Raw genomic sequence first — 14,439 nt, forward strand, 5'->3', positions numbered from 1 at the left:
CTCAGCGTCGCACCGAACGCCACGTGGTCGTCGCGGCGGCGGACAGCAGGGCGGCGGTCACCCAGAAGATCGACGCGACACCGGCGACCCCGGCGATCGCGCCGGCCACCATGGGCACCGCGACCTGCCCGAGACGGTTGCCGGTCAACCGCACCGCCAGCGCCGACGCGCGGTCGGCCGGTGCGACGAGTTCGACCACCCACGTCATCGTCAGGGGTTGGCCGACGCCCCAGAACATTCCGCACACGGCCAGCAAGGCGCCGATGACCCACGGGTTCGGCACGAGCGGCAGCAGCGCGACCGGCACGATGGTCCCGGCGGTCGCGGAGACGAGCAGCCACCTGCGTGGAATCCGGCGCAACGCCCACGGCAGCAGGGCACGCGAGACGATGGACGCCACGGTGCGGGCGGTGAGCAGGATCGACACCAGCAGCACACCGAACCCGAACTGCTCACCGAGCAACGGCAGGTAGGCGACGACGAGGTCGACCGAGGCGAGGACCACCAGGCTCGACAGCATCGCGGGCTTCATGCCCTTCGTCCCGAGCATCGACAGGATCGACTGGGGCGCGCCGTCCTCCGCGGTGCGGCCGGAGCCGGGCGGTTCACGAAGTCCCAGCACGAGTGGAAGGGAGAGCAGCGAGACCACCGTCATGGCCAGCAGTGCGCCGGTGGTCTCGACGGAGCCGTTGCCGTCGCCGGTGGTCGCGGCGATCACGCCGGAGACCGGCACACCGACGGCCTGCCCGACCGACACACCCAGCGTGAGACCGGCGAACCCGCGATCCAGTTGACCCGGCGGCGACAGGATCGACACGAACGCCTGCCCCGACACCGTGACGAGCAACTGCCCGAGACCGAGCACGACGTTGCCGGCGGCGAGCACGGGCAATCCCGAACTGAGAGCGATCAACCCGGCGCCGGCCGTGGTGACGACGATGCCCGAACGGAGAATGGCGGTCGCGTGGCCGCGGTCCACGGCGCGTCCCATCCGCACCGCCGCGATCAGCGGGACGATGGCGTAGAGCGCGGTGACGGCACCGATGGTCGTCGCATCACCGCCCAGCGCGAGGATCCGGTAGGAGACCAGGACGCGGATCGACTGGAATGCCGCGTGCAGCAGGGCTGTGGACAAGCACAGGTACAGCAGCCAGTGACGCGGAGGATGCGACATATGTCAGACGCCGGCCGTCACGACCCGGTCGCCGAGCGGCGACTGCAAGGAGACCTCGAGGGTGCCGGCGACGGCGACCATGATGCACATGCGGTCCTGCATCTCCGGCAGCGTGCCGCCGAGGAGCGTCACCGTCACCGTGTCGTCCGTTTCGGTGACGGTCGCGTCGACGCCGAAGCACTCGGGGGTGCCCGTCTCGAAGTGCAGGGCGATCCGGTCGTCGCTCACCCGCGACCACGACAGGATCGTCAGCGGATGCGCGTCGACGATGTCGGGTCGCGGCGAGAACGCCGTCGCCCCTGCCGGAACCGGTTCCTCGGGCAGCGCCGGGACGTCCGGTGTACTCGAACTCGACCCGCAGGCTGCGATGAGCAGGCACATCGCGAGGACGGTGATTCCCCGGCAGGCACGGACGACGGAACGCATGGTTCCCACGGTATTCCCGTGTCGCGTGTTCATCACGCCAGCAGGGCGGCGGTCACGCCGATCGCAGGGATGGAGGCGAGGGTGGTGACGAGTGCGGCGTCGCGGGCGAGCACCGTGCCGCGACCGTAGGCACTGGCGTAGACGAAGACGTTCTGCGCAGTCGGCAGCGCGGCGACCACCACGACGGCGAACAGTGCGTGGCCGTCGAGGCCGAACACGAATCGCCCCATCAGATACGCGAGCACGGGCTGGGCGAGGATCTTGAGCACCGAGGCGAGCGCGATGTCGCGGCGCGGGCTCGTTCCCTTCTCGAGCACCCGGACACCCTGCAGCGACAACCCGAACGCGAGCAGCGCACCGGGCACCGACGCGCCGCCGAGCAGATGGAACGGCTGCAGCAACGCCTCGGGAGGCGTCCATCCGCTGATCGCGATGGCGAGTCCGGCCGCGGCGGCCAGGACGATGGGGTTCTTGAACGGCGCGAGCAGGGTGTCGAGGCGCGAGACCCCGGCGCGCATCGTCGACAGGTCGAGCATCGTCAGTGCGATGGGGGAGAGCACGACGATCTGGAACAACAGCAGGGGCGCGACGAACGACGCGTCGCCGAGCACGAACACGGCGATGGGGATGCCGAGGTTCGCGGAGTTGACGTAACCGGCGCACAGCGCACCGATGGTCGCCTCGGGAACTGCACGTCGCAGCCAGAGCTTCGCGACGACGAAGTGCACGATCGCGACGGCGAACGCCGTGGCCGCCGCGATGTAGAGATTGGGCGAGAAGATCACCGACAGGTCGGACGTCGCGAGCACGTCGAACAGCAGCGCGGGGGTGGCGACGAAGAAGACGAGCCGGCTGAGCACCGTCTGCGCCTCGTGCCCGAGTGTGCCCAGGCGCCCCAGCGTGAAGCCGATGGCGATGATCACGAAGATGACACTGAACCCCGCGATCACACCCGACACGGTTGCCTAGTCTAAGGACCCCGGGGCGTCTCCCCACCATCGGACCGAAGCGAGCATCGAGACCGAGGTTGTTTGCGATTCTCGGCAGATTTTCGCGAACAACGTCGGTCTCGGGTGCACACACGACGACGCCGCCCCTCCCGATGGGAGAGGCGGCGTCGGAAGCTACGACCTACTTGCTGCTGACGTAGGGGAGCAGAGCCATCTCGCGGGCGTTCTTCACCGCGACGGCGACCTGACGCTGCTGCTGCGGGGTCAGGCCCGTGACGCGACGGCTGCGGATCTTGCCGCGGTCGGAGATGAAGGTGCGGAGCAGGTTGACGTCCTTGTAGTCGACGTACTCGATCTTCGCCGCGAAGAGGGGGTTCTTCTTGGGCTTGCGTCCCTCGACGGCACGCGACTTCTTCGACGGACCTCGCTTGACTGCCATATCTCGCTCCTCACCAGCTCGACTTGTGGACGCCGGGTAGTTCCCCGCGGTGGGCGAGTTCACGCACACGCACTCGTGAGAGCCCGAACTTTCGCAGGTAGCCGCGCGGGCGGCCGTCCGCAGCGTCTCGATTGCGCAATCGTACCGGACTGGCGTCGCGGGGTAGACGCTGCAGTGTCCGCTGGGCTTCGCTGCGCTCCTCGGGCGAGGACGACGGTCGGCGCACGACCTCCTTCAGTTCCGCGCGGCGCTCGGCGTACCGGGCCACGATCGCCTTCCGTTGCTCGTTGCGTGCGATCTTCGATTTCTTCGCCACGACTACTTCTCCTCTCGGAAGTCGACGTGTCTGCGCAGCACGGGGTCGTACTTGCGCAGGACGAGACGGTCGGGATCGTTTCGGCGGTTCTTCCGGGTGACGTAGGTGTAGCCGGTCCCGGCGGTGGAGCGAAGCTTGACGATAGGCCGGATCTCGCTGCGTGCTGCCATCAGAATATCTCCCCACGGGTACGCAGACGTGCGACGACGCTCTCGATGCCGTCGCGGTCGACGATCTTGATGCCCTTGGTGGACAGGTTCAGCGTGACCCGGCGTCCGAGCGAGGGTACGAAATAGGTTCTGCGCTGGATGTTCGGGTTCCACCGCCGGCTGGTGCGGACATGGGAGTGCGATACGGATCTCCCGAAACCGGGTCGCCGTCCGGTGAGTTGGCACGTGGCCGACACGTCGGCTCCTTTCGTAGGTAACGACAATCATTTTCGACAAAGTGCTTCGCCGACTGTACGCTCAGATGTCGTTAATGACAATCGTTATCGAAAGGAGTCCTGTGGACACCAGGACGCCGCTCGTCATCGTCTGCGGATGGCGCGGACGGACTGCGCAGGTCGCGCGGTCGCTCCTGCGTCCGGGCACCGCGGTCGTCCACCACGACCTGTCCAGTCTCGACCAAGGCATACTCCGCCGCTCCGTGCTCACCGTCGAGGGCGAACGCATCGAGATCCTCGAACTCGCGCACGGGTGCGTCTCCTGCACACTGCGTGAGGATCTGCTGCCGCTTCTGCGCCGTATGCGCGACTACAGCAGCGTCGACCGGATCGTGCTGCACCTCGACCCGCAACTCGAACCCGAGGCATTGTGCTGGGCAGTCGAACATGTCGTGGTGAGCGGGATCGTCGGTCGTGTCGACGGACCCGCGTCCCTCGATGTCCGGGTGGACGGCGTCGTGACCTGCCTCGACGCCGCAACCTGGCTCGAGGACGCGACGGGCGACGACGAACTGAACGAGCGTATCGACGACGACCGCACCCTGGCGCAGGTCGTCGTCGGCCAGGTCGAGTTCGCCGATGCGCTGGTGGTGCTCCCGGGAGCGGACGGCTGGCAGCAGGCGCGCCTGCACGCGGTGCTCACCCGACTCGCCCCGGACGCGCCGATCGCGTGGGCGGGGGAACCGGACGTCGAGCGGCTCCTTCGCGAGATACCCGCCACCGCCCGTCGCGGGGCGATCGACGGGGCACACTCGCCTCTCCTACGAGGTCAACCGCCCCTCGACGACGACTGCGGAATCCGCCTCGTCGAGTTCTCCGCAGACCGGCCGTTCCATCCGGAACGTCTCCACCACGCGATCGACGTGCTGCTCGACGGCGTCGTGCGCGCCCGAGGGCGACTGTGGGTCGCCACCCAACCCGACAATGCGCTGCTCGTCGAATCCGCCGGTGGAGGACTGCGGGTCGCTCATGCCGGGCCGTGGCTCGTGTCGATGACTCCCGAGCAACAGCGCGAGATCCCGCCGGAACGCCGCGCGATGGCGTCGCTGCGCTGGGACGAACGCTACGGCGACCGGGACACGAGCATCGTCGTCCTCGTCCACGACGCCGACCCGGATCTCATCGACCGCACCCTGCGCGCGGCGGTCGTGACCGACGACGAGTTCGACCGCCCCGACCTGTGGCCGACCTGGCACGACCCCTTCGGTCGATTCCACGAAGACCCATGTGACGACCTCCCGGCAGACCGCCGCGACAACGAGAGAGAGGAACACCGATGAAACCGGCCCTGCATCCCGACTACCACCCCGTGGTCTTCCGGGACGCCAACACCGGCGCCACCTTCCTGACCCGTTCCACCGCGACATCCGAACGCACGACCGTCTGGTCGGACGGCCGTACCTACCCGCTGATCGTCGTCGATGTCACGAGCGACTCGCACCCGTTCTGGACGGGCGCCGCCCGCCTGCTCGACACCGCCGGTCGCGTCGAGAAGTTCGAGCGCAAGTACGGCCGGCGCCGACCCTGATCCCCGAACCTCCCGACATCGAAGGAGAACGACATGGCAGTCCCCAAACGCAGGAAGTCCCGCTCGAACACCCGTCATCGCCGGTCGCAGTGGACGGCGAAGGTCCCCGATCTCGTGCCGGTCACGGTCGACGGAACGACAGTGAAGGTGCCCCGCAGGCTCGTCGAGGCCGTGCACAGGGGTGACGTCGATCCCCGGACCGACTGAGTCGTAGAGCCCGCCCGCCACCGCGGGTTCTCAGCGCGCTCTCAGTAGGGGCAGGCCACAATGGTGATCATGCGCATTCTGGTGGTCGACGACGACCGTGCGGTGCGGGAGTCGCTGCGCCGGTCACTGAGTTTCAACGGATACACGGTCGACCTCGCGACGGATGGGCAGGACGCCCTCGAGCAGGTCGCGGCGTCGCGTCCGGATGCGATGGTGCTCGACGTGATGATGCCGCGCGTCGACGGTCTCGAGGTGTGCCGCCGACTGCGCAGCACCGGCGACGACCTGCCGATCCTCGTCCTTACCGCGCGCGACTCCGTCTCGGAGCGGGTCGCGGGTCTCGACGCGGGCGCCGACGACTACCTGCCGAAACCGTTCGCGCTCGAGGAACTGCTCGCGCGGCTGCGGGCGCTGCTGCGTCGTGCCGCGCCCGACCCGGACTCGTCCGCCGACGAGGTGCTGCGGTTCGCCGACCTCAGCCTCGACCCCGCGACCCGCGAAGTCACCCGCGGTGACCGGCAGATCAGCCTCACCCGCACCGAGTTCTCCTTGATGGAGATGCTCATGGCGAACCCGCGGAGGGTGCTCACGCGCAGCCGCATCCTCGAGGAGGTGTGGGGTTACGACTTCCCGACCTCCGGCAACGCCCTCGAGGTCTACGTGGGGTACCTGCGACGCAAGACCGAGGCCGGTGGAGAACCGCGCCTGATCCACACGGTGCGCGGCGTCGGGTACGTGCTGCGCGAAACCCCGCCGTGAGCGACCCGATGCGACCACCTCTTCTTCTGACCCGCTCGGTGCCGCTGCGCACCCGCGTCACGCTCCTCGCGGCCGGCGCGGTGGCGCTCGCCGTCGCCGTCACCTCCATCGCGGCCTACGCGGTGGTCTCGCGGGCGTTGTACTCGGATGTCGACACGCAGTTGCGGGCGCGGGCCGCCGCGCTCGTCGAGTCGAGCACCCTCATCACCTATGACCCGCGCTATATCGGTGGGGCCCAGCTCTACAGCTCCGACATCAGCGTGGCCCTGATCTACCCGGATCTCGGCAGGTACGTGCCGCCGGGCTCGTCGGTCCCCATCGGCGAATCCGAACTGGCGGTGGCCGAGGGCGACCGTGAGTCGTCGCTTCGCACCGTCGCCCAGCAGCGCGTACTGGCCCAGCGCATGCCCGATGGCAGCACGGTCGTGATCGCGCAGCGCCTGCGTCCCACCGTCGAGATCCTCAACCGCCTGGCGAGTGTGCTGTTCATCGTGGGCGGGTGCGGGGTGGTGCTCGCCGCCGCCGTGGGTGCGACGGTCGGCCGTACGGGTCTGCGTCCCGTCGCCCGGCTCACCGCCGCCGCCGAGCGGGTCGCCCGCACCGACGACCTGCGGCCCATCCGGGTGACCGGCCACGACGAGCTCGCCCGTCTCACCGAGAGCTTCAACATGATGCTGCGCGCGCTCGCCGAGTCGCGGGAACGGCAGAGCCGGCTGGTCGCCGACGCCGGTCACGAACTGAAGACACCGCTGACCTCATTGCGGACCAACATGGAACTGCTCATCGCGGCGAGCCGTCCCGGTGCACCGAGCCTGCCCGACGAGGACATGGCCGAGTTGCGGGCCGACGTCATCGGCCAGATCGAGGAGTTGTCGACGCTCGTCGGTGATCTCGTCGACCTCGCCCGTGAGGATGCGCCGGAGACGGTCTTCGAGGTCGTCGACGTCGCCGAGGTGGTGGACCGCAGTCTCGAACGCGCGCGTCGACGGCGTACCGACATCGAGTTCCGGGCGACCACCGAGCAGTGGTTCGTCTTCGGCGACCAGGCCGGACTCACCCGCGCCGTGGTCAACGTCCTCGACAACGCGGCCAAGTGGAGCCCGGCGGGGGAGGACGTCGTCGTGAACATGCGGCAGATCGCCAGTGGCCTGATGGAACTGACCGTCGACGACGCCGGCCCGGGGATCCCGGAGGAGGAACGCGAGCTGGTGTTCGAGCGGTTCTACCGGGCGACGACCGCGCGGTCGATGCCGGGATCCGGTCTGGGACTGGCCATCGTGCGACAGATGGTCACGAAGCACGGCGGGACGATCGCCGTCGAACGGTCGGATCGTGGTGGCGCGCTGATCCGCATCGTGTTGCCCGGCACACCGACCCTCGATGGAGAGACGCACCCCACCGAGATCGGATGAATTCGACAGCGAAATCGCGGGTACTTCTGAGGCGACTCTCAGCTGCCCGGTCCATGCTGGACGAAGAAGGGCGGAGGTGCTCGACGCACCCCGCATGATCGGCCACCGCACGCCGACGTCGACCCGTATGCGTCCGGTGGCCCCGGCGGACGAAGGCGAAGTGACGAATGAGTGAGGACCCCACCCGCGGCGCGGGAGCACCGCAACCGCAACCCCATCCGTACGGCCCCGGTGGATACACCGACCCCTACGCGCAGGCCGCCCAGCAGCCGGCACCTCCGCCGCCGGCGCCGGGATCGAATCACCCAGCACCGAATCACACGGCATCGAATCGCATGCCGGGCCGTACCGCCCTCGTCGTCGGTGCCATCGCACTGGCACTGGTGAGCGGCGGAATCGGTGGCGCGGTCGGTGCCTGGTCGGTACGCGACTCGTCCGGACCGGTCGTCAACTCCCTCGACGCCCCGCGACCCGAGACACAGACGATCGCCGCCGCTCCCGAGGGCAGCGTGCAGGCCGTCGCCGACAGGGTCGTGCCGAGCGTCGTGCGGATCGAGGTCCTCGGTCGCACGGGTGCCGGTGAGGGTTCGGGTGTGGTCCTGTCCTCGGACGGATTGATTCTCACCAACAACCACGTCGTGGCGGGTGGCGGGCAGGGCGCGCGCCTGACGGTCTACTTCTCGGACGGTTCCACCGCACCGGCGACGGTCGTCGGCGCGGACGCGGTCTCGGACATCGCCGTCATCCGGACGGAAGGTCGCACCGACCTCACACCTATCGAACTCGGCAGCGCCGAGAACCTGGCGGTCGGCCAGGAGGTCGTGGCCGTCGGTTCGCCACTCGGACTCCAGAGCACCGTGACGGCGGGCATCGTCTCGGCCCTCAACCGTCCCGTCTCCACGAGCGGGGACACTGCCAACCAGGCGTCGGTCATCGACGCGATCCAGACCGACGCGGCGATCAACCCGGGCAACTCCGGTGGCGCGCTCGTCGACATGGAAGGTCGCCTCGTCGGCATCAACACCGCGATCGCCACGGCCGGCGGACAGTCGGGCTCGATCGGCCTCGGCTTCGCGATCCCCGTCGAGCAGGCCCGGCGCATCGCGCAGGAACTCGTCGACACCGGGCAGGCGACGCACTCGATCATCGGTGTCCAGGTCCCGTCCCGGGACAACGCCTACGGCGCGCGCGTCGTGGAAGTCGTACCCGACGGGCCGGCCGATCGTGCGGGCATCCCGAACAACGCGCTCATCGTCCGCGTCGACGAGCGGGTCATCACCGACGGCGACTCGCTCATCGCCGCGATCCGCTCCCGCGCCCCCGGCGAGACCGTGAAGATCACCTACCGCACGGCCGACGGTGAGGAGAACACCGTCGACGTCGTGACCACCGCAGATTCCGCCGGACGATGAGGGACGACATGGACATAGCTCACATTTCGGTACAAGAGCCGCATGCTCTCGACCCGCAAACTACCGTGGACCTCATGGAACTCGAAGCTCCCAGAAAAGGCCGCGCGCTCGTCGTCGTCGTCGACGACCGCGTCTCCCACGGCGACAGTCCGGACTCCGCGGGCCCGCTGGTCACGGAGCTTCTCGTCGAAGGTGGCTTCGCGGTCGACGGTGTCGTGACGGTCGCGGCCGACGAGGTCGAGATCCGAAATGCACTCAACACCGCGGTGATCGGCGGTGTCGACCTGGTGATCTCCGTCGGTGGCACCGGTGTCACCCCGCGCGACGTGACTCCCGACGCGACCGAGGACGTGCTCGATCACGAGATTCGCGGCATCGCCGAGGCGCTGCGTTCGTCGGGCCTGGCGTCGGGTGCCGTCGACGCCGGCCTCTCCCGCGGTCTCGTGGGCGTCTCCGGATCGACGCTGGTGGTGAACCTCGCGTCGTCGCGTCCCGCCATCCGCGACGGGATGGCGACCCTGCTTCCTCTCGCGGCGCACGTCATCGAAGAGCTGTCCTGGATGGAGGAGTGACGCCATGGCCGGCGACCCTGCGGACCCGCAGGAGCCCGACGAGCCCCCGGACGAGCCCGACGAGGTGACCGAAGAGAAGCACGAGAGCCGTGCCCGGATCGACCGGGCACGGCTGGCGCGCATCTTCGGCGACGTGCTTCCCGAGACCACTCGTGACGAACGGCGGGACGACGATCCGCGCGAAGGCGGATCGGACGAATGGCTGCGACGTCAGGTACCACCTCACCACTCGGGCCCGTGATGTGTGTCACATTTGCCGGGTTGCTCTCGAGGTGATTCGAACTCGTTGACGACCGTGAAGAAACGGCGATGCAACATTTCGTTCAACTCCGCATGATCCACCATGTGGGACGCGGAGGTGTCGAACGGTCACTGAGGGCACCCTTCGAGACATGGCGGGCGAAAGCCTCGAGTCGCCCTACCTGCACAAACCGAAAAATGCGCCATACAGCGCGCATGTTGCCCGGCGTGTCGGCGTGCAATGCCGACATGTCCGTTTCGTGAACATTTTGTGTGTTCCCACGCGTCTCACGAGCCGTCTCGAGCCCTCGGCGTTACATTTTCGAGCCGTTGCTCTGGGAAAGGTCACGGTCTAATCTCCCTCTCAGGTTCAAACCGGTCGAGCCCGGGCCCTACGGCCCGGGCTCGATCACGAATCGGTAACGCAAAACCGTGCGGACGATGGACGTAACCGACACACCGACGGCTGATCCGCCGGTGTGTTCGCTGTGGACAGCGACCCGCGGGCGACAGGGCGACCACTTGTTGTCGGACGCGGTGCGCAACCCGGCACGCAGAGAACGGATGAGGCATTCATGAAGATTCAGACGCGACGTGGCTTCCGGGCCGCCCGCAACGCCACGGTGGCAGCAGCTGCTGTGGCCGGTCTGGTTCTCGGATCGGCCGGCGCCGCAGGTGCCGAGGTCAACGACCAGAACCGGATCGTCTCCAACGGCCACGAGGTCATCGTCACGCAGGAGGACACCTTCATCAACGGTGTGCCCCCGATCGGCGGCAGCCCGCTGAGCCGCGAATGGTTCCACAACGGCCGCGGCATCGCGAACATCGTCGGCCCCGAGGCGGCGGACTTCGAGGGTTCGACCTTCCAGTTCGGCTACCAGGTCGCGTGGAGCGCCTCGCTCAACGGCGCACTCGGCTTCGGTTGGGCGAGCCCTCAGCTCGAGTTGGAGGCCACGCGCGGCATCGAGAACGTCGACCAGTTCGATCAGGTGTGGAACACCAACGATGAAGACGAGTACGTCGATTACGACGGAAACGTTGTGGAAGAGGAAGATCGCGTTCCTGCGACCGATGACGGGACGGCGGAGGGTAATCCGCTGTACATCCCCAATGGCAAGACGAGCCCCGCCCCTTATGCAGAGGACGCACTCGTCACTTCGGGTCTCCTTCCTCAGGTCACAGCTGCCATCGATCTGACTCCGGCGCCCGGCATTGAAGAAATCGTCGTCGCCGAAGGCGAGTTCGACGGTGACTTCAAGGAAGTCCAGATCGCCAACGTCCACGGTGCTGCCACGGGCGTCATCGGTCCGGTTTCTCTTCGCCCGTTCGTTCGTGTGATCACCGCTAACGGCGACAACGTCACCACCTACGGCCAGGTCTGGACCCTCTAGTCCTGCTCCGCGCCATCCCGCAAGAAGTCCCCACCACCACAAACGGAGTAATCATGGGAATCAAGTCGCGTGGCTTCAAGGCCGCTCGTAACGCCGCCGTCGCCGGTGCCGCCGTCTTCGGTCTGGTGCTCGGTGCCTCGGGTGCCGCTACGGCCGAGGTCAACGACCAGAACCGCATCGTGTCCGACGGCCTTGAGGTCGTCGTGACCCAGGAGGACACCTTCATTCAGGGTGTTCCGGCTCTCGGTGGCAGCCCGTTCAACCGCGAGTTCTTCCACAATGGCCGCGGCACCGCCAACCTCATCGGTGAGGGCGCTGCCGATGCGGAGGGCACCACCTTCCAGTTCGGTTACCAGTTCGCGTGGGCCGGCAGCATCGACGGCGCCATCGGCGTCACCTACTCGACCCCCGGTCTCGGTGTGGACTTCAAGACGGACACCACCGTGAAGGTCACCGACATCCTCCCGCAGGCCTACGCCGAGCTCGAGCTGACCCCGGCTCCGGGCATCGAGGAGCTCGTCGTCGCCGAGGGCGAGTTCGACGGTGACTTCAAGACCGTCCAGTTCTCGAACGTCCACGGCACCGCCTCCGGCGTCCTCGGCGCTGTCCAGGTCCGTCCGTTCGTTCGCGCCATCACGGCCAACGGCGACAACGTCACCACCTACGGCGCTCCCTGGACCGTCTAAGTAGACATCCGGCTCACGCCGAACACAGCACGGAAGACCGGGCCCGCTCGAATCTCGAGCGGGCCCGGTCTTCTTCGTCGTCGGCCACCTACTCGAGTCCGGGGCTGGGCTTGGCGTGCGCGCCGCCCTGACCCGACTGCGCCGCCTGGGCTTCGAGGATGTCGCGGATCTGGATGAGCAGGTCCTCGGCGCTGGCCTGCTTGTCCTCCGGTTCGGTGACGAACTTCTTCTTCGCCGCGTTGGCGGGGACGATGAGCACGAAGTACACGACCGCGGCGATGATGATGAAATTGATCGCCGCGGAGATCACCGCGCCGATGTTGACGAAGGTCTCCGGGTTGCCGCTGACGATCTGGAAACCCCAGCCCATCTCGTTGTCGCCGCCCACCGCGCTGATGAGCGGTTCGATGATGTACTCGGTGAAGGCCGTGACGATGGCGGTGAACGCCGCGCCGACCACGACCGCGACGGCGAGGTCGAGGACATTGCCTCTCAACAGGAAGTCCTTGAAGCCCTTCAGCATGGTGTGCTCCTTCTCGCGGCCTGTCCGCCGGAGCCGCGCACATGAGGTAGGTCACACGGACGTCCACACGATAAACCGCGAGGTCGGCTCCTCGTGGCGATTGTGCAGGGGAAACGACCCGGACACTCCGGTAACACGGCGACTTTCAGTGCAGCGTGACGGTCAGCGCGCTCACGAGCGACGCCGCGGCGACCGCCGTGGCGGGTTCGGGCTCCAGCGCGACCAGCACGACCCTCTCGTTCCGATCCCGCGCCGACCCGCCGGATTCGGCCAGCACCACCACTGCACCCCGGGCGAGGACGTGTGCGCCGGGCAGGGGCCCGTCGTCGGTCTCCGTCACGGTGAGGACGTCGACGCGGTCGCCTTCGCGGAGCAGTTCGCTCACGCCCGCATCGGCGAGCCGGATGGGCACCACGCGGGCGTCGGCGGAGCCGGTGGCGGCTGCGGCGAGACGGGGGCCGAGAAGACGGGCGTCGACGAGCGGTTCACCGGCCGGCACGGGGCCGGCGAGGGTGTGGCCGACGGCGTCGTCTACGGCGTGCAGGGTCCCGGCGACCACAGTGGACCGATCGCGCTCCACGTGAGCGACGTCGTCGGCCGTGAGGGTGTGCCCGGGCGCGAGATCGCGAGCCGCGACGACGACACCCATGCGATCGGTGTCGGGGTCGCCGCGCAGCGCGAGGATCACCGCGAGGGCGGCGAGGAGACCGGCGGCGATCCGGCGGGCCCGGACGAGGCGCGACCAGCCGGGGCGGAGGAGTTCGACGAACCGGTCGGGGAGAGTGGGCTGCAGCGAGGCACCCGCAGAGGAGCGCGAGCGGGGCGGACGCGCGCGCTCACGCTGGAGGAACGAGAAGGGGCCGACGGGCATGCCCCGAACCTAGAAGGTGGGTATGCCCTGTCGGCCCCGATGAGCCCTCGGAAACGGCGGTCTGTGGATGACTCGACCGCCTGTGGACAAAGGAGTCCGGGAAGGTCAGCTCGCGGCGGCAGCCGGAGCCGAGGAGGTGCTGCTCGACGACGAGCTGCTGTCGCTCGACGAGGAGCTGCTCGAGCTCGTCGACGCGGATTCGCTCGCGGTGCTGCCGCTGCGGGAGTCGGTGCGGTAGAAGCCGCTGCCCTTGAACACGATGCCGACCGAGTTGAAGAGCTTCCGCAGCTTGCCTTCGCACTGCGGGCATTCGGTCAGGGAGTCGTCGCTGAAGGACTGCACGATGTCGAACTTGTTGTCGCAGGCCGTGCAGGCATATGAGTAGGTGGGCACCGGTTGATCCTCCGCCAGTTCGTCGAACCGCAGTATTCGTCGTACTGCAGTTTTGGCACTCTACCGCCGACAGTGCCAACAGCGCTAGGGAGTGTGTTGTTCCGCACGGTCGTCGCTACCGAGCCGGACCAGCCCTTTCCCGGGTGTCAGCGCCCATCCCATACGGATGTCGTGGGGGTCCTCGGGGAGTTCGTCGACGAGCTCTTCGTCGCGGACCACCGCGATGATCACGGCCTCGGGCGAGGCGAGGTGCAGGGTGCGGTCGTAGAAGCCGGCGCCGCGGCCGAGCCGCACACCCCGCGCGTCCACCGCCAGGGCCGGGACGAGCACCGTGTGGGCCTTCGCCACCGCCTCGGGCGGGAAGATCTCACCACCCGGCTCGCGGAGCCCGAAATCGGCCGCCATCAGCGTCTTCTCGCCCATGTAGCGGGCCCACGACAGCGGTTCGCCGGTGCGGGTCACCGGGACGAGCACAGTCGTTCCGGCCTCGGTCAGAGCGTCGAGGAGCGCGATCGATCCGGGCTCCGAACCCACCGGCACATATGCGCACACCACCGACCCCGCCGGGGCGAGCGTCGAGGCCACCGTGGCGAGCGCGGTGTCCTCGATTCTGCGCCTCGCAGCACTCAGCTCGCGCCGAGCTGTAAGAATGCGGTCACGCCAGACCGCTTTCGGGGGTGGGGGCATGTCCGAGC

Annotated in this window: 21 protein-coding genes; 10 read left to right on the forward strand and 11 right to left on the reverse strand. The window is 68.1% G+C overall.

Translation table 11 applies throughout. From position 1 onward, the window contains the following. Position 1: 1 nt before the first annotated feature. The 7 genes from B9C99_RS20975 to rpmB form a co-directional block, all read right to left on the reverse strand. On the reverse strand, positions 2 to 1,174 hold the full coding sequence (locus B9C99_RS20975) for an MFS transporter (RefSeq protein WP_088899219.1): 1,173 nt from the start codon (positions 1,172 to 1,174) through the stop codon (positions 2 to 4). 3 nt (positions 1,175 to 1,177) lie between these two features. Further along, positions 1,178 to 1,600: a hypothetical protein gene (locus B9C99_RS20980; RefSeq protein ID WP_026061587.1), complete on the reverse strand. Its 423-nt coding sequence runs from the start codon at positions 1,598 to 1,600 to the stop codon at positions 1,178 to 1,180. 32 nt (positions 1,601 to 1,632) lie between these two features. After that, a complete protein-coding gene (locus tag B9C99_RS20985; RefSeq protein ID WP_026061586.1) occupies positions 1,633 to 2,559 on the reverse strand; it encodes an AEC family transporter in 927 nt (308 codons plus the stop codon). 172 nt (positions 2,560 to 2,731) lie between these two features. After that, positions 2,732 to 2,989, reverse strand: coding sequence for a 30S ribosomal protein S18 (gene rpsR / locus B9C99_RS20990; RefSeq protein ID WP_006553776.1), 258 nt, complete (start codon positions 2,987 to 2,989; stop codon positions 2,732 to 2,734). A 10-nt stretch (positions 2,990 to 2,999) separates the two neighbouring features. Next, positions 3,000 to 3,305: a 30S ribosomal protein S14 gene (gene rpsN, locus B9C99_RS20995; protein ID WP_016694300.1), complete on the reverse strand. Its 306-nt coding sequence runs from the start codon at positions 3,303 to 3,305 to the stop codon at positions 3,000 to 3,002. Positions 3,306 to 3,307: 2 nt separating this feature from the next. Continuing rightward, positions 3,308 to 3,475, reverse strand: a complete 168-nt coding sequence (gene rpmG / locus B9C99_RS21000; RefSeq protein WP_016694299.1) for a 50S ribosomal protein L33 — start codon at positions 3,473 to 3,475, stop codon at positions 3,308 to 3,310. Further along, positions 3,475 to 3,711 (reverse strand): 50S ribosomal protein L28, encoded by a 237-nt coding sequence (gene rpmB, locus B9C99_RS21005; protein WP_016694298.1) that lies wholly within the window; start codon positions 3,709 to 3,711, stop codon positions 3,475 to 3,477. The genes rpmG and rpmB overlap by 1 nt, the downstream gene beginning before the upstream one ends. Positions 3,712 to 3,812: 101 nt before the next feature. Between rpmB and B9C99_RS21010 the strand changes: the two genes are divergently transcribed. From B9C99_RS21010 to B9C99_RS21055, 10 genes are all read left to right on the forward strand, one after another. Next, positions 3,813 to 5,030, forward strand: coding sequence for a GTP-binding protein (locus B9C99_RS21010; RefSeq protein WP_088899220.1), 1,218 nt, complete (start codon positions 3,813 to 3,815; stop codon positions 5,028 to 5,030). Then, entirely contained in the window at positions 5,027 to 5,278 is a 252-nt protein-coding gene (locus tag B9C99_RS21015; RefSeq protein WP_088899221.1) for a type B 50S ribosomal protein L31, read from the forward strand. The genes B9C99_RS21010 and B9C99_RS21015 overlap by 4 nt, the downstream gene beginning before the upstream one ends. Before the next feature lie 33 nt (positions 5,279 to 5,311). After that, positions 5,312 to 5,485, forward strand: a complete 174-nt coding sequence (gene rpmF / locus B9C99_RS21020) for a 50S ribosomal protein L32 (protein WP_088899222.1) — start codon at positions 5,312 to 5,314, stop codon at positions 5,483 to 5,485. Between the two features lie 69 nt (positions 5,486 to 5,554). Continuing rightward, positions 5,555 to 6,244 (forward strand): response regulator transcription factor, encoded by a 690-nt coding sequence (locus B9C99_RS21025; protein ID WP_088899223.1) that lies wholly within the window; start codon positions 5,555 to 5,557, stop codon positions 6,242 to 6,244. An 8-nt stretch (positions 6,245 to 6,252) separates the two neighbouring features. Then, positions 6,253 to 7,656: a HAMP domain-containing sensor histidine kinase gene (locus tag B9C99_RS21030; protein ID WP_172415043.1), complete on the forward strand. Its 1,404-nt coding sequence runs from the start codon at positions 6,253 to 6,255 to the stop codon at positions 7,654 to 7,656. A 167-nt stretch (positions 7,657 to 7,823) separates the two neighbouring features. After that, entirely contained in the window at positions 7,824 to 9,068 is a 1,245-nt protein-coding gene (locus tag B9C99_RS21035; RefSeq protein WP_229567371.1) for a trypsin-like peptidase domain-containing protein, read from the forward strand. 74 nt (positions 9,069 to 9,142) lie between these two features. After that, positions 9,143 to 9,640, forward strand: a complete 498-nt coding sequence (locus tag B9C99_RS21040) for a molybdenum cofactor biosynthesis protein B (RefSeq protein WP_006553786.1) — start codon at positions 9,143 to 9,145, stop codon at positions 9,638 to 9,640. Between the two features lie 4 nt (positions 9,641 to 9,644). Beyond that, positions 9,645 to 9,881: a hypothetical protein gene (locus tag B9C99_RS21045; protein WP_088899226.1), complete on the forward strand. Its 237-nt coding sequence runs from the start codon at positions 9,645 to 9,647 to the stop codon at positions 9,879 to 9,881. 574 nt (positions 9,882 to 10,455) lie between these two features. Next, the gene (locus tag B9C99_RS21050; protein WP_088899227.1) at positions 10,456 to 11,271 is read left to right on the forward strand and encodes an MspA family porin; all 816 of its coding nucleotides are present in this window, start codon (positions 10,456 to 10,458) and stop codon (positions 11,269 to 11,271) included. A 53-nt stretch (positions 11,272 to 11,324) separates the two neighbouring features. Continuing rightward, positions 11,325 to 11,957, forward strand: a complete 633-nt coding sequence (locus tag B9C99_RS21055; protein WP_088899228.1) for an MspA family porin — start codon at positions 11,325 to 11,327, stop codon at positions 11,955 to 11,957. Between the two features lie 88 nt (positions 11,958 to 12,045). On the opposite strand, the gene mscL is transcribed toward B9C99_RS21055, so the two are convergent. The 4 genes from mscL to B9C99_RS21075 form a co-directional block, all read right to left on the reverse strand. After that, a complete protein-coding gene (mscL, locus tag B9C99_RS21060) occupies positions 12,046 to 12,480 on the reverse strand; it encodes a large-conductance mechanosensitive channel protein MscL (protein WP_088899229.1) in 435 nt (144 codons plus the stop codon). 145 nt (positions 12,481 to 12,625) lie between these two features. Continuing rightward, positions 12,626 to 13,351, reverse strand: a complete 726-nt coding sequence (locus B9C99_RS21065) for an SAF domain-containing protein (RefSeq protein ID WP_088899230.1) — start codon at positions 13,349 to 13,351, stop codon at positions 12,626 to 12,628. Between the two features lie 105 nt (positions 13,352 to 13,456). Next, positions 13,457 to 13,744, reverse strand: a complete 288-nt coding sequence (locus B9C99_RS21070; protein ID WP_016692918.1) for an FmdB family zinc ribbon protein — start codon at positions 13,742 to 13,744, stop codon at positions 13,457 to 13,459. A gap of 84 nt (positions 13,745 to 13,828) precedes the next feature. Further along, the gene (locus B9C99_RS21075; protein WP_026061278.1) at positions 13,829 to 14,431 is read right to left on the reverse strand and encodes a 5-formyltetrahydrofolate cyclo-ligase; all 603 of its coding nucleotides are present in this window, start codon (positions 14,429 to 14,431) and stop codon (positions 13,829 to 13,831) included. Positions 14,432 to 14,439: the final 8 nt, after the last annotated feature.

The sequence above is a fragment of the Rhodococcus sp. BUPNP1 genome (assembly GCF_002215235.1).
In the GTDB taxonomy this organism is placed as follows: domain Bacteria; phylum Actinomycetota; class Actinomycetes; order Mycobacteriales; family Mycobacteriaceae; genus Rhodococcus.